Source organism: Mesorhizobium sp. WSM4849 (genome assembly GCF_055811385.1).
The window spans coordinates 69948-92844 of sequence record NZ_JBVVPW010000005.1; the positions used below are offsets into that span (position 1 = coordinate 69948).

Annotated in this window: 16 protein-coding genes; 3 read left to right on the plus strand and 13 right to left on the minus strand. The window is 61.7% G+C overall.

Features of this window, described 5'->3' with window-relative positions:
• Positions 1–156: 156 nt before the first annotated feature.
• The 5 genes from AC0L3L_RS06855 to AC0L3L_RS06875 form a co-directional block, all read right to left on the minus strand.
• Complete coding sequence (locus tag AC0L3L_RS06855) at positions 157–1440, minus strand: glycosyltransferase (protein WP_473484714.1); 1284 nt, start codon at positions 1438–1440, stop codon at positions 157–159.
• 233 nt (positions 1441–1673) lie between these two features.
• Positions 1674–3293, minus strand: coding sequence for an ABC transporter ATP-binding protein (locus AC0L3L_RS06860; RefSeq protein WP_473637023.1), 1620 nt, complete (start codon positions 3291–3293; stop codon positions 1674–1676).
• A 1-nt stretch (position 3294) separates the two neighbouring features.
• Complete coding sequence (locus tag AC0L3L_RS06865) at positions 3295–4416, minus strand: ABC transporter permease (RefSeq protein ID WP_473484708.1); 1122 nt, start codon at positions 4414–4416, stop codon at positions 3295–3297.
• Positions 4409–5332 carry an ABC transporter permease subunit gene (locus AC0L3L_RS06870; protein WP_473484705.1) on the minus strand — a complete coding sequence of 308 codons (924 nt, stop codon included), beginning with the start codon at positions 5330–5332 and terminating at the stop codon, positions 4409–4411. The genes AC0L3L_RS06865 and AC0L3L_RS06870 overlap by 8 nt, the downstream gene beginning before the upstream one ends.
• Before the next feature lie 265 nt (positions 5333–5597).
• Positions 5598–7190, minus strand: a complete 1593-nt coding sequence (locus AC0L3L_RS06875) for a peptide ABC transporter substrate-binding protein (RefSeq protein ID WP_473637024.1) — start codon at positions 7188–7190, stop codon at positions 5598–5600.
• 415 nt (positions 7191–7605) lie between these two features.
• On the opposite strand from AC0L3L_RS06875, the gene AC0L3L_RS06880 reads away from it, so the two are divergent.
• Positions 7606–8040: a TadE/TadG family type IV pilus assembly protein gene (locus AC0L3L_RS06880; RefSeq protein ID WP_473637152.1), complete on the plus strand. Its 435-nt coding sequence runs from the start codon at positions 7606–7608 to the stop codon at positions 8038–8040.
• Entirely contained in the window at positions 8041–8724 is a 684-nt protein-coding gene (locus AC0L3L_RS06885; RefSeq protein WP_473637025.1) for a pilus assembly protein TadG-related protein, read from the plus strand.
• Positions 8725–8734: 10 nt separating this feature from the next.
• On the opposite strand, the gene AC0L3L_RS06890 is transcribed toward AC0L3L_RS06885, so the two are convergent.
• The gene (locus AC0L3L_RS06890) at positions 8735–8866 is read right to left on the minus strand and encodes a hypothetical protein (protein ID WP_473637026.1); all 132 of its coding nucleotides are present in this window, start codon (positions 8864–8866) and stop codon (positions 8735–8737) included.
• Between the two features lie 34 nt (positions 8867–8900).
• Between AC0L3L_RS06890 and AC0L3L_RS06895 the strand changes: the two genes are divergently transcribed.
• Positions 8901–9815 carry a hypothetical protein gene (locus AC0L3L_RS06895; protein WP_473637028.1) on the plus strand — a complete coding sequence of 305 codons (915 nt, stop codon included), beginning with the start codon at positions 8901–8903 and terminating at the stop codon, positions 9813–9815.
• Positions 9816–9832: 17 nt separating this feature from the next.
• On the opposite strand, the gene bglA is transcribed toward AC0L3L_RS06895, so the two are convergent.
• From bglA to AC0L3L_RS06930, 7 genes are all read right to left on the minus strand, one after another.
• A complete protein-coding gene (gene bglA / locus AC0L3L_RS06900) occupies positions 9833–11458 on the minus strand; it encodes a beta-galactosidase BglA (protein ID WP_473484697.1) in 1626 nt (541 codons plus the stop codon).
• Positions 11448–13460: a glycogen debranching protein GlgX gene (glgX, locus tag AC0L3L_RS06905; protein ID WP_473637029.1), complete on the minus strand. Its 2013-nt coding sequence runs from the start codon at positions 13458–13460 to the stop codon at positions 11448–11450. The genes bglA and glgX overlap by 11 nt, the downstream gene beginning before the upstream one ends.
• Positions 13461–13674: 214 nt before the next feature.
• Complete coding sequence (locus tag AC0L3L_RS06910; RefSeq protein ID WP_473637031.1) at positions 13675–15303, minus strand: alpha-D-glucose phosphate-specific phosphoglucomutase; 1629 nt, start codon at positions 15301–15303, stop codon at positions 13675–13677.
• Between the two features lie 3 nt (positions 15304–15306).
• Positions 15307–16752: a glycogen synthase GlgA gene (gene glgA / locus AC0L3L_RS06915; protein WP_473637032.1), complete on the minus strand. Its 1446-nt coding sequence runs from the start codon at positions 16750–16752 to the stop codon at positions 15307–15309.
• Positions 16753–18021, minus strand: coding sequence for a glucose-1-phosphate adenylyltransferase (gene glgC, locus AC0L3L_RS06920; RefSeq protein WP_473637033.1), 1269 nt, complete (start codon positions 18019–18021; stop codon positions 16753–16755).
• Positions 18022–18057: 36 nt separating this feature from the next.
• The gene (glgB, locus tag AC0L3L_RS06925; RefSeq protein ID WP_473637034.1) at positions 18058–20271 is read right to left on the minus strand and encodes a 1,4-alpha-glucan branching protein GlgB; all 2214 of its coding nucleotides are present in this window, start codon (positions 20269–20271) and stop codon (positions 18058–18060) included.
• 58 nt (positions 20272–20329) lie between these two features.
• Entirely contained in the window at positions 20330–22792 is a 2463-nt protein-coding gene (locus AC0L3L_RS06930; protein ID WP_473637035.1) for a glycogen/starch/alpha-glucan phosphorylase, read from the minus strand.
• Positions 22793–22897: the final 105 nt, after the last annotated feature.

Below are 22897 nucleotides of genomic sequence, written 5' to 3' on the forward strand. Positions count from 1 at the left end.
CGTCTGCTCCTAGGGCGGAGCTGATGTCTCGGCCAAAAGCATCGATGATGCGTCGAGACTAACAGGCGCGCTCGGATCGTGCCGATGAAATTCCTCATTCAGCGGAACGGATAGGGGCAGGCGAAGTCGGGGCGCAACCGCGGCGTCCCACAGCCGTCAACTTTCGGAATCACTGCGCGTCGCCACCGCGTCCTTGACGGCATTGGCAAGGTTAGCGAGGATTCTCCATTCCTGCTTGAGACCTTCGAGCGTCGCCTCAAACGAACGAGTGCGGGTAGCTCTGGCACCGGCATGGCTTGCGACAGCCTGCGAATAGAGATCGACGGTCTGCTGCGCGGTTGAGGATCGTGAATAGGAGGCCGCGGTCTGTCTGGCTTCTTCTTGCAATGCCGCTCGGCCCGGCGCAGTGATCGCGCGGACTCTGGCGAGAGCCTTGGAGAATAGGCCTGGGGACGCATCGGCTGACAGGAGATAGCCGTTCTTTCCGTTGCGTACCACCTCACGGACTCCAGGTTCATTGAGCCCGACCACGGGAACGCCGGTCGCCATCGCCTCGACAAGCACAAGACCTTGGGTTTCGGAACGCGACGAGAAGGCGAAGACGTCCATGGCGGCATAGACGTCGGCCAGTTCGGCGCCTTCGACCACGCCTAGCAGATGGCATCTGTCCTGAAGACCTGCCTCGTCCAGCATTCGGCGCATTTCGGACGCTGACGCACCGTCGCCGGCGGCAACAAAATGCGCGCGCTCATTTTGCGAAAGAAACAGGCAAACTGCTTCAGTGAGGTAAGTCAGGTTCTTCTCCGGCGCCAGCCGGCCTACGTGCCCGACGATGAAATCGGTTTTCGCTAGTCCCAACCGGCTCCGCAATCTCAGCCGATCTCCTTCGGCGAACCTGGCCAGGTCGATCCCGGTCGGGATTATGGTGATCGGTTTGGTGACATCGTGGTGGCACAAGAGGTCGGCAATGCTGCGAGTTGGAGCGATGATATGCTCGCACAGATCACAGTAGCCAGCCGCGAGGCTGAGCACGAGGCGTTGGAGGACCGGTGCATCCTGCGCAACGTAGTGGCCGTAGAGTTCGTAGCGGGTGTGATAGGTAAATATCGTCGGCAACGCTCGTGAAGCCGCGATGCGAAGGGCGGTATCGCCGAGAAGAAACGGGTGGTGCGAATGGACGATATCCGGTTTGAAGGCGTTCAGTGTCTTCTCAAGGGAGCGGGTGAACGGGATCGGCACTGAAAAATCGCTCCCGTTAAAATTCTGGATCGCCGGGACGCGGAGGATGTCGCTTTCTGATCGCGCTGCTTCCGCATAGTCCGGCGCGACGATCAGGACTGCATGCCCCAACTCACGCAGCATCTCCGACAACGACGCAACGCTGTGTGCAACGCCGCCGACATGCGGGGTGAATGTGTTGGTAAACATCACGATGTTCATGCAAGGCCTGCCGCGTCTGTCGATCGAAGGGACGCGGCCTCAAAGAAATCGCCGTGTCCAGATTCTCGGGCCGGCGACGACCAGGTGGCAGGCTCGGTAGCACTCAGGCCAAGCCTCGACCTTGCCCTCAAGTTTCGGCCTCCCGCTTCAGCGCTGCCTCGTGTGTTTCTTGATGCAGGATACCGAGGGACGTGTCTTTCACCCACCACCTGCTGCAGTCCTGACCGGCCGCGCTATGCACTCAACCGAAACCGTGTGACGTCGATGGCCGCGGCCATCAGTGTCTGGGTGTAGGTAGCCTGCGGATTGCTGAAGATCGCCTCGGTCGGCCCTTCCTCAACGATCTTACCCTGCTTCATGACGATGATGTAGTCGGCCATGGCGCGCACGACGGCGAGATCGTGGCTGATGAACAGATACGACAGTTCATGGTCGGCCTGCAGCTTGCGCAGCAGTTCGACGATCTGCTTCTGGACGGAGCGGTCGAGTGCCGAGGTCGGCTCGTCGAGGACAACCACCTTAGGCTTGAGGATCATCGCCCGCGCGATGGCGATGCGTTGGCGCTGGCCGCCGGAGAATTCGTGCGGGTAGCGATTGCGCGCATTCGGATCGAGCCCGACCTCGCGTAAGGCCTCGACTGCGCGCAGATCGCGTTGCCTGCCCGGCAGGGTCGGCTCATGCACCAGAAGCCCCTCGGTGATGACCTGGCCGACGGTCATGCGCGGCGACAGCGAACCGAACGGGTCCTGGAAGACCAGCTGCAATTCGCGCCGCAGCGGCCGCATGGCCTGACGGTCGGCGGCGGAAATATCGCGATCGCCAAAGCGGATGAGGCCGTCGCTTGGCAGCAGCCGCAGCAAGGCTCGGCCGAGCGTCGATTTTCCCGAACCCGATTCGCCGACGATGCCGATGGTCTGGTTTCGTTTCAGCCGGATCGAAATGCGATCGACTGCGCGCAGGATCAGCGGCTCGCCGGCGAGAAACCCGCCGCCGATTTTGAAGGTCACTTCGACATTTCTGCCTTCTAGCAGAACGGGCGCATTTGGCGGTGGCGGCGCCTTGGTTCCGGTCGGCTCGGCGGCCAACAGCATCTTGGTGTAGGCGTGCTGCGGGTTGGCGAAGATCGCTTCCGCCTCGCCCTCCTCGACCACCTCGCCATAGCGCATGACATAGACCCGGTCGGCAAAGCGCCTGACGATGCCGAGATCGTGGGTGATGAAGACGATCGCCATGCCGAGCTTGCGCTGCAGTTCGGCGAGCAGCATGAGGATCTGCGCCTGGATCGTCACGTCGAGCGCGGTCGTCGGCTCGTCGGCGATCAGTATGTCGGGGTCGTTGGCCAGCGCCATGGCGATCATGACGCGCTGGCGCTGGCCGCCCGACAACTCGTGCGGATAGGATTTCATCCGCCGCTCCGGATCGGGAATATGGACCAGCCGCAAGAGCTTTAACGCCTCTTCGCGTGCCTCGGCGGCGCTAAGCCCGCGATGCCGGCGGATCGGTTCGATCAGCTGATTGCCGATCGAATAGAGCGGATCGAGCGAGGTCATCGGCTCCTGGAAGATCATGCTGATCTTGCGGCCGCGGATCTGATTGAGCTCGGACTTGCTTAGGGTCAAAAGATTGCGGCCGCGATAGTCGACGACGCCTGTCGCCTCGCCGTTCGAGGCCAGCAGGCTCATCGCCGCCATCATCGTCTGGCTCTTGCCGGAACCGGATTCGCCGACCACGGCAACGGTTTCGCCTGCATTGACGTGGATGTTGATGCCTTTGACGGCTTCGACCGCGCCGTCGAGCGTTCGGAAGCGGACCCGAAGGTCCTTGACGCTGAGGATCGTTTCGGAAGCGACCATCTCAACGATCCCTGGGGTCGAGCGCATCGCGCAGCCCATCGCCGACGAAATTCAGCGCGAACAGCGTGGAGACGAGAAAGAAGGCCGGGAACAAAAGCAGCCAGTTGGCCGAGCCGATGTTCTGGGCGCCGACCGAGATCAGCACGCCCCAGCTGGTCATCGGCTCCTGGACTCCAAGCCCAAGGAACGACAAAAAACTCTCCAGGATGATGACCTGCGGCACCAGCAGCGTCATGTAGATCACCACCGGCCCGAGCAAATTGGGGATCACATGGCGCAGCAGAATGCCGCGCTGGCCGACGCCCATGGCTTCGGCCGCCTGGACATATTCCTGCCGGCGGATCGACAGCGCCTGTCCGCGCACGATGCGCGCCATGTCGAGCCACAGCACGGCGCCGACCGCCAGGAACATCAGCACGAAATTCCTGCCGAAGAACACCACCAGCATGATGACGAAGAAGATGAACGGCAAAGAATAGAGCACGTCGACGATACGCATCATCACCTCGTCGATCTTGCCGCCGGCAAGGCCGGCGGTGGCGCCGTAGAGCACGCCGATGACCACGGCCACAATGCCGGCAAGCAGGCCGATGGCCAGCGATATGCGCCCTGCCATCAGCGTTCGGGACAGGAGATCGCGGCCCGTATTGTCGGTGCCGAACAGGAAATATTGCTGCTTGATCGAGGCACTCATCACCATTTCGAGACCGTCCGGCGATTTGCTCTCGATCTTTGTGTCATCAAATGTATCGGAACGATCAAGGTAGCGAATGTTGCGGTCGTCGATCGGCTTCGACGATCTGACGGTAACGAACACACGGCTGCCCTCCTGCCGCCACTCCTTGATGTCGACGCGCATACGCCTGATCGCCTCATCGAGAGCGCCTTCGATCATGTCGGCCTTCGGATAGGCGGAAAAGCTCGGCGGCGTACGGACATAGTCGGCATAGATGGTGGTGTATTGGTGCGGCACGAAATAGGGCCCAAACACGCTGATGACGGCGATGAAGGCAAGATAATAGATGCTGAACATGGCCGCGCGATTGGCCTTGAGGCGCGCCCAGGCATCGCCCCACAGGGAGCGGCCGACGACGGCCGGAGCGGTGGCTGCGATGTCAGTCATAGCGCACCCTCGGATCGACGACGGCATACATGACGTCGACGATCAGGTTGAAGATGATGGTGAACAGCGCGATGACCACCACCGTTCCCATGACCAACGTGTAGTCGCGGTTGAGCGCAGCAACGACAAAATGGCGGCCGATGCCTGGAATGGAGAAGATGGTCTCGACGATGATCGAGCCGGTGAGAAGCGCTGCCGCCGCCGGACCGGTGAAGGAGACGATCGGCAGGATGGCGCCACGCAGCGCATGTTTCACCACCACCGACCAGTCGGACAGACCGAGCGCGCGGGCGGTGCGGATGTGGTGCGAACGCAGCGATTCGATCATCGAGCCGCGCATCAGGCGGGCAACGATAGCGATCTGCGGCAGGGCGAGCGTCAGCACCGGGCCGATCTTGTTGATCAAGGCGCCGTCGCCCCAGCCGCCGATCGGCAGCAGTTTCCAGGTCAGACCGAACAAGAGCTGAATCACCGGCGCGATGACGAAGGTCGGGATGGTGCTGCCGGCGGTCGCCAGCGCGATCACCGAGTAATCGGCAAGCTTGTTCTGGTTGAGCGCGGCAACGGTGCCGAGCACGCTGCCGAGCAACAGCGCCAGGATGAGCGCCGAAGCGCCGAGCTGGACCGAGATCGGCAGACCTTCCCTGAACAATTCGCCCACAGTGAAATCCGGCATGTTGTAGCTCGGACCGAAATTGCCGCGCAGCAGATTGCCGAGATAGTGGACATATTGCAGCCAGAGCGGGTCATTAAGGCCGAACTGCGCTTCAAGATTAGCCTTGATCTCGGGGCTCAGGCCCCGCTCCTGATTGAACGGGCCGCCAGGCGCGACACGTATCAGGAAGAACGCCATGGTCACGATGACGAACAGCGTCGGGATGGCGGTCAGGAGCCGCCGGAATACGTATCGCAGCATCGGTTCCCCGCTTGACCTAGAGCGACGTGCGTCCACTTGGACGCACAAAGTACGCTCTAGCGCTTCAATCTTCGCATCGTGCTTCCCGAAAATCGATTCCGATTTTCGGGCCGATGCGATGGCAAACCGGAGCCGCCGCCCCTAACGCATGACCCGAACCGAAGGTTCGGAAAGGATCACGCGCAAAATCAAGGCGTTACAGCGCCCTGTGCGCGTCCCAAAGGACGCGCGGCGCTGTATAGGAGCGGCAGTCCGGCCAAGGAGATCAGTCCTTGGAGATGAAGCGGGACGGATGCACGTCCATAACGTTATCCTCGAAGCCATGAAGCTTCGGAGAAACGATATCCTTGTAGCTATAGTAGAGAAGCGGGATGTTGCCGACCTCGTCGACGAGGATGCGCTCGGCCTCGGCGAGTTCTTTCATGCGCTCTTCGGGCTTGCCGCCGGCGGCGGCCGCCTCGTCCATGGCCTTCTCGAATTCCGGGCTGTTGTAGCCCGAATAGTTGTTGCCGCTTGCCTTGCGGGAGATGCCGAGGAAGGTTTCCGGATCCTTGTAATCCGCAATCCAGCCGGCACGCGCCACGTCGTAGTCGCCCTTCTGCTCAAGGAAGGAGTAGTGGGTCTTGGTGTCGGTGTTGAGCAGCGTGACTTCGACGCCGAGCGGCTTCAACTGCTCCTGGATGGCGACCGCAGTGTTCTTGTGGTTTTCCGACGTGTTGTAGCGGATTTCCATCTTCAGCGGTTTCTCGGGCGTATAGCCAAGCTTCTCGAGTACCTTCTTGGCCTCATCCTCGCGGTCGATCTGCGACATGTCCGCGTATTTGGCCATTGCCGGCGTATAGCCCTCAATGCCTGGAGGCACCATCGAATAGCCGGGCAGCATTGAGTTCTGCCAGACCTTTTCGGCAAGGAAATCGCGGTCGACTGCCATGGAGATGGCATTGCGCAGTTCGACGTTGTCCCACGGGGCCTTGTCGGTCTTGATCGCAAAATAATAGGTGCCGAGGTAAGGCCCGACGCGAATCTGATCGCCAAACTTGGCCTTGAGGTCGGCGAGCTGCTCGGTCGGGAGGTCGTCGTAGCTGTCGAGTTCGCCGGCCTCGAAGCGCTTCATCGCCGACGAACGATCTTCGGTCGGGATGTAGTTGACGACGTCGAGCTTGACGCTTGCAGCATCCCAGAATTTCGGATTCTTGACCAGTTTGATGTGGTCGTTGGGAACCCACTCCACCAGTGTAAAGGCGCCGTTGGAGACCAAATTGCCCGGCTTGATCCAATCGGCGCCGAGCTTGTCAATGGAGGCCTTGCTGACCGGATAGGCCGCCTGGTGGGTCAGCATTTCGAGGAAATAGGGCGTGGGCGCCTTCAGCGTCACTTCCAGTGTATTTGCGTCGATTGCCTTGACGCCCATCTCCTCGGGCTTCGCCTTCTTGGTGTTCACCTCCTCGGCATTCTTCACGGGATAGAGCATCGAAGCGTATTCGGCGCCGGTGGCCGGATCTTCCAGCCGTTGGAAAGCGTAGACGAAGTCATCTGCTGTGACCGGAGCACCATCCGACCAGACGGCGCCCTTGCGCAGCTTGAAGGTGTAGACGGTGCCGTCGTCCGATACTGTCCAGCTTTCGGCGGCGCCCGGGATGAGGTTCGCCTTTGCGTCCTGCATGGTCAGCCCCTGGAACAGGTCACGCAAAATATTTGCTTCGTAGATTGTCGAGGTCTTGTGCGGGTCGAGCGACTCCGATTCGGCGGCGCTGCCGCGGTTATAGACGACCTCGGCGAAGGCCGGCGTGTAGAACGTGCCGGCGGCCAAGGCCATGGTTGTGGCGAACACCGTCGCCTTCAGCATGTTTTTCAGCATGAAGTTCTCCCTGTCGAGGCGGCCCTTCAGCTACGCCTCATGAGTGTTGACGCCCGAGACCGATTAGATGGCTCCTTTGAGCGCGCCGCCGGTTCCCTTTCCGGCAGCTGGTGGCCAAACAGTAACGTGGCGATTTTTTATTTCAACAGACTCGTGAGGTCACCCTAAGTAAGGCGCAGCGACAGCCACTTTGCGACCGGCAGAACAGCGGTCGAAACCATTGACTTGGCTCCGTTTCTCCCACTCAAGCATTCGTTTCCGGCAAGAAATCTGTCGTCGATTCCACTTTGTCGAAATGTCTTAAGCCGCCTTTAAGCAACCACGGGTTACATCTTGCGCGGGCTTCGGTATGTCCCGATGGGCGAAGGACATGAACAGCACAGAAACTAAGACAATCTCTATACAACAGCGTAAAATGCACCCGTTAACACTCAAATTACGCCAGTTTAGAGACCAGTCCGGAACTTCCGCGATTGAGTTCGCGCTGCTTTCGCCCATTTTTATCCTACTTTTGCTCGGAATGGTTGCATACGGACTCTATTTTGGTGCAAGCAATTCCGTACAGCAAATCGCGGCGGACGCCGCCCGCACAGCGATTGCCGGGCTAAATGAAGGCGAGCGCCAGGCACTGGTGACCAGTTTCGTCAACACCAATGCCGGCGGATATCCGTTCGTCGATTCCACCAAGCTGACCTATCACGCCAAGGACAGCACAGCCGACGGAAACCAGTTCGTCGTGTCCATCCAATACGATGCCCGTAACTTGCCGGTCTGGAATCTGTTCCCGGCGCTGCCCATGCCTGGAGCCACGATCTCACGCGAGTCGACAATACGGGTCGGAGGCATCTGAATGTCGGAAACTTTGCCGGGGAGAATCGGCCGGGCCGCCCGCTCGATGCTTGGCGACCTGAGGGCGAACTTCACCGTCATGACGGCGCTGTGCGCACCGTTCGCGCTGGCGCTGGCCGCCTTCGCCATCGATGAAGGCTCGATCTATGTGGAGCGCCGGGAGGCTCAGTCGCTGGTCGATCTTGCGGCAATCACCGCCACCTCCAACATCAACAACATTGAGGCGGCGGTGGTGACCACGCTCGGCGACAACGGAATGCCGGGTATCGTTGTTCAGAAGGCAGGGCAGACGATCGCCCCTGCCCTCGGAAAAACCGTCGTGTCGGTCACCGCCGGCCGATATTCACCAGAGTCGTCGCTCGGCGTCGACAAGCGCTTCGAGGCCAGCAAGAAGCCCTACAACGCCGTCCGTGTCGCGCTGAAAAAGATTCCTGCCCGCTATTTCGCAAGTTCGCTTATCCCTACGCCGGTCATCGGCACCCAAGCCGTTGCCAGCGTAGCGCCGCAGGCGATGTTCTCGGTCGGGTCCAGGCTTCTCAGCGTCAATGGCGGCATCCTCAACTCGCTTCTCAGCGGGCTACTGGGCGGCAACATCTCGCTCAGCGTCATGGACTACAACGCGCTGATCGCTGCCGACGTCAACCTGCTTCATTCTTCGACGCCCTTGCCGTCCAGTTGCAACTGACAGGTGTCAGCTATTCGGAGGTGCTGGCTTCGAACGCGACGGTGGGCCAGATAGCCACCGCCATGGCTAATGTTTCACCCGTTGGCAGCACCAGCAAGCTTGCTTTGCAGACAATCGCATCAAGGACCACCAGCACGGTCAAGATACCGCTCAATCATCTTGTCGACCTTGGATCAATGGGCCAACTGGGCCTCGGACAAAAGTCGGCCGGTTTTTCGGTCGACGCTAGCGTCATGGGTATGCTGACCACCGCCGCTGCACTGGCCAACGGCTCGAAGCAGGTCGAGCTCAATCTCGGAGCCACCATTCCGGGGCTTACCTCGACCACACTTGCCATCGCCATCGGCGAACCTGCGCAATTCTCGCCGTGGCTGACAATCGGCGAGAAGGGCGCCGTGGTGCGCACGGCGCAGACACGAATTAAGCTGGTTGCCTCCGTCGGCATCGGCAATTCGAATCTCGGAGGCGGCACCACTCTCTTGGCCGTCAATCTTCCGCTGCATATCGAAGTGGCCTACGCCGAGGCCAAGCTGACCGACATTAGTTGCCCGACGGGGCGCCCGGACAGTTTGGAGGTTTCCATCGCGGCGCGCCCGGGCGTTGCCTCGCTGCATCTTGCCGCCAGCGATGCCGACAGCAGCCCCACCGCCTTTGCCGATTTCAGCAATCCACAGTCGTTCTCTAACGCACAGATCGCGGCAGTGAGGCTTTTGCTCATTCCATTGCTGTCGGTGAACGGGTCTGCAGCGCTTGATATCACCAACAACGATCCGACGACATTGACCTTCAACAGCACCGAAATCGCCAACAAGACGATAAAGACCGCTTCTACGAAAAACCTGACGCAATCGCTCACCACATCGCTTGTCGATGAACTGTCGCTCTCGATCAATGCGCTGGGACTAGGGCTGCTGAACGTAACCGCCCTGCTTGGAACGGTAAAGCCGGCGGTGATTGTGGCTGTGAACGCCGTGACGGCGCCGGTCGACGAATTGGTTTATAACGTGCTTGCGGCACTGGGCGTGCATGTCGGCGAGGCAGATGTCCGGGTCATGGGCGCGACTTGCGGGCGCTCCGTGCTCGTTCCATGAGTTGACAAATGAAGACATCAGCCGGCTCGTCCGAGGAAGCAGCCCAAAGGCGGCAGCGACAGAATTTTTCCCTGCCAGTCGGCACCGGCGCCAAGATCGATCGTCTCTGCGACATCGATACCCTGCGGCAACGGCCATTTGGCCGGCTCCTCGGCGAAATTGAAAAGGCAGAGCAGCTTCTCGCCGCCGCCTTCGCGAATGAAGGCAAGCACATCGCCCTCGGCATCGAGAAAGCGGATCGAACCCTGTACCAGCGCGGCATGCTGCCTGCGCAAGGCCAGCATCGCCCGGTAGCTGGCTAGAACCGACTTTGCCTCGCCGTTCTGGACATCGACGGCGCGGTCGCGATGGCTTTCTGGGATCGGAAGCCACGGCTTGCCTGTTGAAAACCCGGCGTTCTCGGCGCCTTTCTCCCATACCATCGGCGTGCGGCATCCATCCCTGCCCTTGAACCCCGGCCAGAAGCGGATGCCGTATGGATCGCGCAGATCCTCGAACGCCAATTCGGCTTCCTCCAGCCCGAGCTCCTCGCCCTGATAGAGGCAGATCGATCCACGCAGGCATGACAGCAGCGCGATCGAGAATTTCGCCACCGCCTCCGGATTGCCGCCGGGCCTTGTCCAGCGCGTCACGTGGCGCACGACATCGTGGTTGGAAAACGCCCAGCAGACCCAGCCGTCGGAGACAGCACTCTCGAACGCTTCGACGCATCCGCGCACGTGTGCGGCCGAGAATTGCGGTCCGAGCAGGTCGAATGTGTAGCACATGTCGAGCTTGTCGCCGCCGCTGGTATAGGCGGCGAGCGTCTGCAAGGAACGGGTTTCGTCGCCAACCTCACCGACAGCGGCGCGGCCCTCATATTCGTCGAGCAGGGCCCGAAAACGGCGGAGGAAAGCGAGGTTTTCGGGCTGTGTCTTGTCGAACAGATGCTCCTGATAGAGGTAGGGATTGGTTTCGGTGTTGGTGCCGGCAACGCTCGAAGCCAAAGGCGGATTGCTGCGCAGCCAGCGGTCATGGACATAGTAGTTGACCGTGTCGAGCCGAAACCCGTCGACGCCGCGCTCCAGCCAGAACCGCACCGTTTCCAGCAGGGCGTCCTGAACCTCCGGATTGTGGAAATTGAGGTCCGGCTGCGAGGCGAGGAAATTGTGCATGTAATATTGCCTGCGGGTCGCGTCCCACTCCCAGGCTGGGCCGCCGAAGACCGACAGCCAGTTGTTGGACGCGGTGCCGTCAGGCCTCGGATCGGCCCAGACATACCAGTCCGCCCTGGGGTTATCGCGGCTCGCGCGGCTTTCGACGAACCATTCGTGCCGGTCGGACGAATGCGACAGGACCTGGTCGATAATGACTTTCAGGCCGAGACGGTGGGCCTCGACGGTCACCGCGTCGAAATCCTCTGATGTGCCGAACATCGGATCGACGGCTGTATAGTCGGATACGTCGTAGCCCATATCGGCCATCGGCGACTTGAAGAAGGGCGACAGCCAGACGGCGTCGGCGCCAAGCGATGCAACATGAGCCAGCCTTGAGGCAACGCCGCGCAGATCGCCGCTGCCGTCCCCTGTCGTGTCCTGGAAGGAGCGCGGGTAGATCTGGTAGATGACGCAGCCGCGCCACCACTGGCCGTTCTCACTTGCCACCGCCGTTCTCCTTTATCTGAGGTTGCGCGGCTTTGTGTTCGATCATGAAAATCACCGTTCGCCCTGGCACCGGCCGTGAAATTCCTGCTGCGCCGCCCGGTGTTTCGATGGCTGGCTCCCAGCGAAATCCGTCGCGCTCCGGCAGCGTGAACATACACGCCCGGCGATCGCCATTGATGACCACGGCAAGGCGGCAATCATCGCCGCCGAGCATCATGACCAGGCGGTACCGCCCCGGATCGTGCCAGCCTGCCTCGTCGAGCGGCGTGCCGGTTTCAGTGAGCCAGACGACGTCCGGTTTTTCTGATCCCGGCGGCGGCTCTCCGGTCAGGAAGCGCGTGTCGGAAAGCGCCGGCACGGAACGACGCATCGCGGCGAGCAGAACGGCGTATTGTTCCAGCGCCTGGTCGCGCCCGGCCCAGTCGAGCCAGGTGATCTCGTTGTCCTGCGCATAGGCGTTGTTGTTGCCCTTCTGGGTGCGGCCGAATTCGTCTCCGGCCGTCAGCATGATCGTGCCGCGCGAGGCAAACAGCGTGGCCAGCAGCGCACACTGGTCATCGAAACGGGCCGTAACGATCGCCCGGTCGCCGGTCTCACCCTCGACGCCATTGTTCCAGGACAGGTTGTCGTTGTGGCCATCGCGGTTCTGCTCGCCATTGGCCTCATTGTGCTTGTGCTCATAGGCAACAATGTCGGCCAGCGTCATGCCGTCATGCGCGGCGATGAAATTAACGCTGCGGCTTGTCTGCCGGCCTGGCTTGGCAAACACGTCGGACGAGCCGGCAAGCCGGGTCGCCAGCGCGCCGACCATGCCGCTATCGCCGCGCCAGAAGCGGCGGATGTCGTCGCGATATCTGTCGTTCCATTCGAGGAAGGGCGGCGGAAAATTGCCAAGCTGATAGCCGTCCGGGCCGATATCCCAGGGCTCGGCGATTAGCACCCGGCCGCCGAGGACCGGATCGTTCCGAATAGCCCTCAGCAACGGTGCCGCAGCGTCGAACACGCCATCGACCCGACCCAGAATGGGCGCCAGATCGAAGCGGAAACCGTCGACGCCGGCATGGCAGACAAAGTGACGAAGCGTTTCGAGGACCATTTCCTGGACGACCGGATGATCGCAAGCGACGGTGTTGCCGGTGCCGGTGTCGTTAGCCAAGCTGCCGTCCGGCCAATGCCGGTAGTAGGCGCGGCTGTCGAGTCCGCGCAGCGACAGCGTCAGCCCAAGCCTGTCGCTTTCGCCGGTGTGGTTGAAGACAAGATCGAGGATGACGCCGATGCCGGCCTCACGCAGTGTGGCGGCCGTCTGCCGCAATTCCGCGAGACCGCCGGGCGCGAGGCGCGGATCGAGCGCCATGAAGGTCACGGGATTGTAGCCCCAGGCATTACGCAGCCCGAGCGCCGGCAAATGCCGCTCATCGATCGATGCCGTCACCGGCATCAGTTCAACCGCCCCGACTCCGAGCTTTTTCAGATGCTCGACGATAGCCGGATGGGCAAGCGCTGCAATCGTCCCGCGCCGGGGCTTCGGGATGTCCGGATGCAGCATGGTGAAGGCGCGCACCGGCACTTCGTAGATCAGACCACCGGGTTGGAATAGCGGCGGCAAGGCAGGCACCGGTTGCGGCAGGGTGGCGGCAATCGCCTTCGGCAGCAGCGGCGCGGTATCGGTGCCCTCGCCCCGGCGCGCGGCGAGCCTGCCGTCATAGACATAGGGCCTGTCGACCTCGACGGCATAGGGGTCGACCAGCAGCTTGTCGGGATCGAACCAAAGCCCATTCTCGGGCGCATACTCGCCATCGGCGCGAAATCCGTATCGGGTGCCGGCGGCGAGGCCGGCAACGAAAACCGCGTGAACGCCCTCGCCTTCCGACTGGAGTTCGAGCCGGTCGATCTCCCGGGTTCCTTCATCGTCGAAGATCGAGACCCAGATGCGCCGAGCCGACGAGGACCATGCGGCGAAGCGAACGCCTTCTTTGGCGATGATTGCGCCGAGCTGGCTCACGCGCACTCACAACAGCAGATCGTAGACGGTTTGAGCGGTTGGCAGGTTGGCTCCCCCTTCTCCCCTTGGAGAAGGGGGAGCCAAAGGCGACGGATGAGGGGTGCTCCAGCCTGGCACCTACGACGATCCGTCCAACACCCCTCAACCGTCTCGGCGCTACGCGCCAATCCACCTTCTCCCACAAGGGGAGAAGGAAAGGCGCGCCGCGCCAGCTTCACGTAATCACGCTCGGCTTGACGCGGCCGGTATGGCTACGAATCCCGGCGATATCATCGGCTGCCGCAATCAAGTCGGCAAGCGCCTCCTGCGTGTCGAGATCGTGCCTGGACTTGTCCGGCTCGTAGCGCTCGATATAGACACGCAGCGTCGCCCCCGAGGTACCGGTGCCGGAGAGACGGAAGACGACGCGCGATCCGCCTTCGAATAGCACCCTGATGCCCTGGTTCCTGGCTATCGAGCCGTCGACCGGGTCGTGGTAGGCGAAATCGTCGGCGCTGGCGATCTTCATACCGCGCACACTGGTGCCGGGCAAGGAAGCGAGTTTCGGCCGCAATTCGTCGACCAGCGCATTGGCCCGGTCGGTCTCGATCTCCTCGTAGTCATGGCGCGAGTAGTAATTGCGGCCATAGGCGGCCCAGTGCTCGGTGACGATCTGCTTGGCGCTTTCGCCGCGGGCAGCAAGGATATTGAGCCACAAAAGCACGGCCCACAGCCCATCCTTTTCGCGGACATGGTTGGAACCGGTTCCGGCACTTTCCTCGCCGCAGATCGTTGCCATGCCGGCATCGAGCAGATTGCCGAAGAATTTCCAGCCGGTCGGCGTTTCATAGATGCCGATGCCGAGCTTTTCGGCGACGCGATCGGCCGCACCGCTGGTCGGCATCGAACGCGCAATGCCCTTCAGGCCGGCCTTGTAGCCCGGTGCCAGATGGGCGTTCGCGGCGAGCATGGCCACCGAATCCGACGGGGTGACGAAAATGCCTTTGCCGATGATCAGGTTGCGGTCGCCGTCGCCATCGGAAGCGGCGCCGAAATCCGGCGCGTCCGGTCCCATCATCTCGTCATAGAGGTGCTTTGCGTGGACCAGGTTCGGGTCTGGATGGTGGCCGCCGAAATCCGGCAGGGGAATGAAGTTGCGGGCGGTGCCGTTCGGCGCGCCGAGCCGGTTCTCCAGGATCTCCTTGGCGTAGGGACCGGTCACGGCATGCATTGCGTCGAAGCGCATGCGGAAACCCGATTTGAACAGTGCGCGCAAGGCATCGAAATCGAACAGGCTTTCCATCAGCTCGGCATAATCGGCGACCGGGTCGACCACCTCGACCGTCATGCCGCCCGCCTCGACCGTGCCGATCGTGTCGAGATCGACCGTGCCGATGTCGGCGATCTTGAAGCTCGAAATCATCTTGGTTTTGGCGAAGATCGCGTCGGTCAGCTTTTCCGACGCCGGCCCGCCATTGCCGGCATTGTATTTGATGCCAAAATCCTCGTGCGGGCCGCCCGGATTGTGGCTGGCCGACAGGATGATGCCGCCGAAGGTCTTGTATTTGCGAATGATGTTGGAAGCGGCCGGCGTCGACAGGATGCCGCCCTGCCCGACCATCACCTTGCCGAAGCCATTGGCCGCCGCCATGGCGATGGCCTTCTGGATTACCTCGCGATTGTAGAAGCGGCCGTCGCCGCCGATCACCAGGGTCTTGCCCCTAAATCCGTCCAGCGCATCGAAGATCGACTGGATGAAGTTCTCGGCATAGTGCTCCTGCTGGAACACCGGCACTTTCTTGCGCAGCCCGGAAGTGCCGGGCTTCTGGTCTAAGTAGGGTTTGGTGGCGACGGTTCGTATCATGCGTCAGACAGCCCTTTTCGATAGCAGCAAGCGATAGAGTTCGAGGTATTTTTCCGCGCTTTTGTCCCACGACACATCGGCCTTCATGCCTTGCCGCTGCATCGACGTCCAGATCGTGGGGTTGGCATGCGCCTCGACCAGCCGGCGGATGGCGTGCAGCAAGGCGCCGGCATCGGCGGGCGCGAACTGGAAGCCGGTCGCCACACCTGCCGAAACGGCCGCTTCATTGGCGTCGATGATAGTGTCGGCAAGACCGCCGGTGCGGGCAACGACCGGCACGCAGCCATAGCGCAGGCCATAGAGCTGCGTCAGCCCGCAAGGCTCGAAGCGCGACGGGATGACGATGGCGTCAGAGCCGCCCTGCATGGTGTGGGAAAGCGCCTCGTCGTAACCGACGACGACGCCGATGCGACCGCGATGGCGGGCGGCGGCGGCCAGCAGCGCGCCTTCGAGGCCGGCATCGCCCGACCCCAGGATCGCCAGGCGTGCACCCCTGGCAACGATCCCGTCGACGGCCGCTGCCAGTATGTCCATGCCCTTCTGCCAAGTGAGCCGGCTGATGACGCAGACGATCGGACTGTCGTCGCGGTCGAGATTGAAACGATCCTCGACGGCGGTCCGGTTGGGGTGCCGCGCCTTCAATGTCTTGGCCGTGTAGTTGGAGACCAGATGCTTGTCGGTTTCAGGGTTCCATATCTCGGTGTCGATGCCGTTGACGATGCCATAGAGATCGACGGACCGCATGTTGATGAGGCCATCGAGCCCCATGCCGAATTCCGGCGAGCGGATCTCCTGCGCATAAGTCGGGCTGACCGTGGTGATCGCCCAGGCGGCCTGCAGGCCGGCCTTGAGGAAACCGACGCCGCCGTAATATTCGACACCGTCGAGCGCCATGGCCGCCGCCGGCAAACCAAGCTCGCCAAAGATGCCGGCGCCGAACTGGCCCTGGAAAGCGAGATTGTGGACGGTGATCATCGACGGCGTGCCGACCGCCTTGCCGTAGCGCATATAGGCCAGCGTCATCGCCGATTGCCAGTCATGGGCATGGACGATGTCCGGCTGGTAGCCCGAGACGGCGCCGCCGGCGATGTCGCCGCCAACCTGGCTCAGGGCCGCGAAACGCCGCCAATTGTCCGGCCAGTCGGCGCCGGTGGCATTGCCATAGGGGCCGCCGGGGCGATCGAACAGATGCTGCGCGTCGAGCACGAACAGGTCGAGCCCGGCGATCTGGACGGCATGGACCGAAGCCTTGCCGCCTTGCAGCAGCGGATAGTGGTGTACGGGTTTTTTCTTCTTGAAGGCCTCCATGATCTGGGGATAGCCGGGAACAAGTGTGCGCATCGTCACGCCCTTGCCGGCGAGCGCGATGGGCAACGCGCCGGTCACGTCGGCGAGCCCGCCAGTCTTGATCAGAGGGAATATTTCGGGCGTAACCGACAAGACCTGCATTCACGACAATTCCAGTTTGTCGATCATGGCCTGGGTGACGAGGCAGATGCCCTTTTCGGAAACGCGGAAGCGCTTGGCGTCGAGGACGGGATCCTCGCCGACCACGAGGCCTTCGGGAATCCTGACACCATGATCGATCACCACGCGCTTCAATCTCGCGCTGCGGCCGACGTGGCAGTCGGGCAGCATGACGACGTCCTCGAGCGTCGAATAGGAGTTGATGCGCGCGCCGGTGAAGATCAGGCTTCGCTTCAGCGAAGCGCCTGAGACAATGCAGTCTCCCGAGACGAGCGAGGATACCGCCGAGCCACGGCGGCCATCCTCGTCATGCACGAACTTTGCCGGCGGCTTCAGCTCGGCATAGGTCCAGATCGGCCAGTCGCGGTCGTAGAGGTCGAGCTCGGGCGTGATGTCCGTGAGGTCGATATTGGCTTCCCAATAGGCGTCAACGGTCCCGACATCGCGCCAGTAGGCTTCGTTCTCGGCGGTCGAGCGCACACAGGACTTGGCGAAGCGATGGGCGATCGCCTTCCCGTGCTCGACGACATAGGGGATGATGTCCTTGCCGAAGTCACGGCTTGAGCCCGGTTCGGCCGCGTCGCGACGCAGTTGCTCCATCAGGAACTTGGTTTTGAATACGTAGATGCCCATCGAAGCCAGGGCAAAATCCGGCTTGTCGGGAATGCCGGGCGGATCGGCGGGTTTCTCGATGAAGGAGATGATGGTGTCCTTCTTGTCGACATGCATGACGCCGAAGCCGGTCGCCTCCATGCGCGGCACTTCGAGGCAGCCGACGGTGACGTCGGCGCCGGCGTCGACGTGCTGGCGAAGCATCAGCTCATAGTCCATCTTGTAGATGTGATCGCCGGCCAGAATGACCATGTATTCGGGCCCGTAGGCCTCGATGATATCGATGTTCTGGTAGACGGCATCGGCCGTGCCCTCATACCATTGCGTTTCCGATACGCGCTGGCTGGCCGGCAGGATATCGAAGCTCTCATTACGCTCGGGCCGCAGGAAGTTCCAGCCGCGCTGCAGGTGGCGGATCAGCGAATGCGCCTTGTACTGGGTGGCAACGCCGAGGCGGCGAATACCGGAATTCAGCGCATTGGAGAGCGCAAAATCGATGATGCGCGTCTTGCCGCCGAAATAGACCGCTGGCTTGGCGCGCCGGTCGGTCAATTCCTTGAGGCGGCTGCCACGACCGCCGGCCAGAACATAGGCCATGGCATCGCGCGCCAGCGGCTGGGTCCGTTTTATCTCTACCATTTTTATCCTCCCAAGTTACGCGCTGCGAGACATCGCTTAGTCCGGAGCAAATTCGAGCATGATCGTCGACAGCGGCGGCAACAGCATCGTCGCCGAGATGCCTCCTCCTTCCGCCCGAGCCTCGACGGCACCGCCATTGCCCTTGCCGGAACCGCCATAGTCGGTGGCGTCCGTGTTGATGATCTCGCGCCATCTTCCAACCATTGGCAACGGTACGCGATAATCGTCACGCGGCACCGGTGTAAAATTGGAGATGACGGCGACCGGGTTTCCGCCCGGCGCGCTGCGCAGCCAGGCAAAGACAGAGTTGGCGCTGTCGTCGACGATCAGCCAGGAAAAGCCCTCCGGCTCGCAATCGCGCGCATGCAATGCCGGGCGCGAGCGGTAGAGATAGTTGAGATCGCGCACCGTCTGCCAGACGCCACGATGGGCCTGGGAATCGAGCAGGTTCCAGTCGAGTGCGCGCGCCTCGCTCCACTCGCGGCGCTGAGCAAATTCCTGCCCCATGAACAACAGCTTCTTGCCGGGGTAGCCCCACATGAAAGCGTAGTAGGCGCGCAGTGTTGCGAATTTCTGCCAGTCATCGCCGGCCATCTTGCTGAGCAGCGTTCCCTTGCCGTGCACGACCTCGTCGTGGGACAGCGGCAGCACGAAATTCTCCGAGAAGGCGTAGACCAGACCGAAGGTGATGTCGCCGTGGTGATGCTTGCGAAAAATCGGCTCTTTGGAGAAATACTCCAGCGTGTCGTGCATGAAGCCCATGTTCCACTTGAAGCCGAAACCCAGCCCGCCCTCATGCACCGGCTGCGAAACTTTTGGCCATGAGGTCGATTCCTCGGCGATCGTCATCACACCCGGATGATGGCCGTAGACTTCCTTGTTCATCCTCTGGAGGAAGCTGACCGCCTCAAGGTTCTCGCGCCCACCCTTTTCGTTGGGAATCCATTCGCCGGCCTTGCGCGAATAGTCGAGGTAGAGCATCGAGGCGACGGCATCGACGCGCAAACCGTCGACATGGTATTTCTCGGCCCAAAACAGCGCATTATTGACCAGGAACGAGACCACCTCGCGCCGTCCGAAATTGTAGATCGCGGTGTTCCAGTCGGGATGGAAGCCCTTGCGCGGGTCGGCATGCTCATAGAGCGCGGTGCCGTCGAAATTGGCCAGGCCATGCGCGTCCACCGGAAAATGCGCCGGCACCCAGTCGAGGATGACGCCGAGGCCGGCACGGTGGGCACCGTCGACGAACCGGGCAAAACCGTCCGGATCGCCGAAGCGGGCCGACGGCGCGTACAGGCCCGTCGTCTGGTAACCCCAGGACGGGTCATAGGGATGTTCGGAGATCGGCATGAATTCGATATGGGTGAAGCCCGTGTCGACGACGTACGGGATCAGCCGGCCGGCAAGCTCGTCCCATGACAGGAAGCTGCCGTCGTCGTGAAGCTGCCAGGAGCCGGCGTGGACCTCGTAGATCGACACCGCCTCGCGCCTGGGATCGGCGTTGCGCCAGAAATGGCGGTGCACTTCGTCACCCCATTGATGCGCAGGCGGAAGCGCCGTCACCGAAGCCGTGGCCGGGCGCAGTTCGGACTTGAAAGCGAACGGATCGGCCTTCAGCGGCAGCCTCACGCCATCGGGCCCGATGATCTCGTATTTGTAGGGCCGGCCGGCGCCGATGTCGGGAATGAACAACTCCCAGATGCCGGTGTCGCGGCGGACGCGCATCGTATGCCTGCGGCCGTCCCATTCGTTGAAGTCGCCGACCACCGAAACGCGCCTTGCATTGGGCGCCCAGACGGCGAAATGCACGCCGGACGCACCCTCGTGATCGATGAGATGCGCACCAAGCTTGTCGAACAGCCTGAGGTGCGAACCTTCGGCGATGTAATAGTCGTCCAGCGGACCGAGCACCGGACCGAAGGAATAGGGATCGGTCAGCCACCAGTCACCGCCGGCATTGCGCGCGTGATAGCGCAGCGGCTGACGCTTTTTGAGCGACAGGTTGCCCTCGAAGAAGCCGCCTTCGTCGCGCCTGGAGAGTTCGCCGGCTTTCTTGCCGGTCAACGTATAGGCAGTGACGAACTCGGCATGAGGGACGAAGCAGCGGGCGACAAAGCCCTTGTCAACCTCGTGCACACCGAGGACAGCGAAAGGATCACCATGCGTGCCGGCGACAATTGCCGCGACATCACCGGCTGATGCCAGTCCATCCGGCCCGCTTGTCGCAGCGGTCGCGCGCGGCTTCCTCATCAGGCAGTGACCCTCCCCGGCACCCGGACCACGTTGTTCGTGGCCTCATGCAATCATATCAGACGGGCACGTTCCAGATTTCTTTCGCATATTGGCGGATCGTACGGTCGGACGAGAACCAGCCGACGCGGGCGACATTGCGGATTGCCTTAGCGTACCAATCCGGGCTGTTGCGCCAGACGGCGTCGACATCGCGCTGGGTGGCGGCGTAGGCGTCGAAATCCGCGGCGACCATGAACCAGTCGCTCTGATAGAGGCCGTTCATCAGGTCGCGATAGCGTTCCGGATCATCAGGCGAAAAGACGCCCGACGAAACGGCAGCCACTGCCTGCGCCAGTTCGGGAGAGGCTTCGATTACCGATCGCGGATCGTAACCGTTGCTGCGCCGCTCGGCGACCTCTTCGGTGGTCAGGCCGAAAATGAAGATGTTGTCGTCGCCGACGCACTCCTTGATCTCGACGTTGGCGCCGTCGAGCGTACCGATGGTCAGCGCACCGTTCAGCGCGAACTTCATGTTGCCGGTGCCGGAGGCTTCCATGCCGGCAGTCGATATCTGCTCTGAAAGATCGGCGGCCGGCATCATGATCTCGGCCAGGCTGACATTGTAGTTCGGCACGAACACTACTTTGAGCAAGCCGCGAACAGCCGGGTCGCGGTTGATGACCTTGGCGACGTCGTTGGCGAGTTTGATAATCAGCTTGGCGTTGTGATAGCTGGGCGCCGCCTTGCCGCCGAAGAACTTGACGCGAGGCATCCAGTTGCGCTCGGGATGGGAGCGGATCTGGTCGTAGAGGGCGACTGTTTCGAGGATGTTCAGGAGCTGGCGCTTGTATTCGTGGATGCGCTTGATCTGGATGTCGAACAGCGCCGAGGGATCGACCTTGATGCCGAGGCGGTCGGCCACGAGGTTGGCAAGCTTGGCCTTGTTCGCCCGCTTGACTGCCGCGAACTTGTCGCGGAACGCGGCGTCGTCAGCAAAGGCATCGAGCTCTTTGATCGCGTCTATATCGTCGAGGAAGCGGTCGCCGATCGCCTCGCGGGCGAGCGCGGTGAGACCGGGATTGCACTGGATCAGCCAGCGCCGCGGCGTGATGCCGTTGGTCTTATTGTTGATGCGGTCGGGGTAGAGCCGGTGGAGCTCGGCAAACACCGTTTCCTTCATCAGCTCGGTGTGAAGGGCAGAGACGCCGTTGATCGAGTGCGAGCCGACAAAGGCCAAATTGCCCATGCGCACGCGGCGCTCGCCGTTTTCCTGTATCAGCGAGATTTGGCTGATCTGCTCATCAGAAAACTGGTCGGAGGCGCGCGCCTCCAGCAGCACTTCTGAGTTGATGGCGTAGACGATCTGCATATGGCGCGGCAACAGCCGCTCGAACAGCGGCACCGGCCAGCTTTCGAGCGCTTCTGGAAGCAGAGTATGGTTGGTATAGCCGAAAGTGCGCTTGGTGATGCTCCAGGCCTGGTCGAAATCCATGCCGTGGACATCCATCAACAGGCGCATCAGCTCGGGCACGGCGATGGCCGGATGGGTGTCGTTCAGATGGATCGCCGCCTTGTCGGGCAGCGACTGCAGGTCGCCATATTGGCTGAGATGACGCTGGATGATGTCCTGCAGTGAGGCGGTGGAAAAGAAATACTCTTGCCTGAGCCGCAGTTCCTGACCGGCCTTGTGGGAATCAGCAGGGTAAAGGACGCGCGACAAGGCATCGGCCTTGTTGCTTTCGGCGAGCGCACCGATGTGGTCGCCGGCGTTGAACTTGTCGAGCAGGATCGGATCGATCGGCATGCCGGACCAGAGCCGCAGCGTGTTGACGCGGTTGGCCCGCCAGCCAACCACCGGCGTATCGTAGGCAACCGCCAGAACATGTTCGATCGGCTTCCAGACGTGGCGCTCAAGACTGCCGTCCTTCGAGGTGATCGATTCCACCGAGCCGCCAAAACCGACCTCGAATGAGCGTTCGCGCCGCTCGAACTCCCAGGGGTTGCCGTGATCGAGCCAGGTCTCGGGCAGCTCAACCTGCCAGCCGCCATGGATTTCCTGCCGGAACATGCCATTGGCGTAGCGAATGCCATAGCCATGCGCAGGAATGTCGACGGTTGCCATGCTTTCCATGAAGCAGGCGGCGAGCCGGCCGAGACCGCCATTGCCAAGTGCTGCATCTGGTTCGAGGGCAGCGATGAGGTCGAGGTCGACGCCGAGAGACCGCAGCGCTTCGCGCATATTGTCCATCAGGCCAAGATTGGAGAAGGCGTCGCGCATCAGGCGGCCGATGAGGAATTCCAGTGACAAGTAATAGACGCGCTTTTCCTGCTGGGCGTAGGCCTCTTGCGTCGCCTGCATCCAATGATCGACGATGTGGTCGCGCACGACCTTTATCGAGGCGGTGAGCCAGTCGTATTGCGTCGCGACGCTGGTCCCCTTGCCGAGCCTGTATTTGAGGGCCTTCAAGACTTCGTCGGCAAGCGCCTTGGGATCGGAGTTTTCGAGAATGGGAGCTTTGGATGTCATCGCGCGCGTCATGCTGCCTCTCGTGCGGTTGCCATGATCATACCGGCTTTCACCATTCCTCCCAGTCCATGCTAGCGCATATTGTTAAGCGTTCAATCGAGTTAGATTGCCGCGGGG

Excerpts from the sequence above, each read along its gene's own strand:
- AC0L3L_RS06855 (WP_473484714.1), bottom strand. The coding sequence starts at position 1,440 with ATGAACATCGTGATGTTTACCAACACATTCACCCCGCATGTCGGCGGC.
- AC0L3L_RS06860 (WP_473637023.1), bottom strand. The coding sequence starts at position 3,293 with ATGGTCGCTTCCGAAACGATCCTCAGCGTCAAGGACCTTCGGGTCCGC.
- AC0L3L_RS06865 (WP_473484708.1), bottom strand. The coding sequence starts at position 4,416 with ATGACTGACATCGCAGCCACCGCTCCGGCCGTCGTCGGCCGCTCCCTG.
- AC0L3L_RS06870 (WP_473484705.1), bottom strand. The coding sequence starts at position 5,332 with ATGCTGCGATACGTATTCCGGCGGCTCCTGACCGCCATCCCGACGCTG.
- AC0L3L_RS06875 (WP_473637024.1), bottom strand. The coding sequence starts at position 7,190 with ATGCTGAAAAACATGCTGAAGGCGACGGTGTTCGCCACAACCATGGCC.
- AC0L3L_RS06880 (WP_473637152.1), top strand. The coding sequence starts at position 7,606 with ATGCACCCGTTAACACTCAAATTACGCCAGTTTAGAGACCAGTCCGGA.
- AC0L3L_RS06885 (WP_473637025.1), top strand. The coding sequence starts at position 8,041 with ATGTCGGAAACTTTGCCGGGGAGAATCGGCCGGGCCGCCCGCTCGATG.
- AC0L3L_RS06895 (WP_473637028.1), top strand. The coding sequence starts at position 8,901 with ATGGGCCAACTGGGCCTCGGACAAAAGTCGGCCGGTTTTTCGGTCGAC.
- AC0L3L_RS06910 (WP_473637031.1), bottom strand. The coding sequence starts at position 15,303 with ATGATACGAACCGTCGCCACCAAACCCTACTTAGACCAGAAGCCCGGC.
- glgA (WP_473637032.1), bottom strand. The coding sequence starts at position 16,752 with ATGCAGGTCTTGTCGGTTACGCCCGAAATATTCCCTCTGATCAAGACT.
- glgC (WP_473637033.1), bottom strand. The coding sequence starts at position 18,021 with ATGGTAGAGATAAAACGGACCCAGCCGCTGGCGCGCGATGCCATGGCC.
- glgB (WP_473637034.1), bottom strand. The coding sequence starts at position 20,271 with ATGAGGAAGCCGCGCGCGACCGCTGCGACAAGCGGGCCGGATGGACTG.
- AC0L3L_RS06930 (WP_473637035.1), bottom strand. The coding sequence starts at position 22,792 with ATGACGCGCGCGATGACATCCAAAGCTCCCATTCTCGAAAACTCCGAT.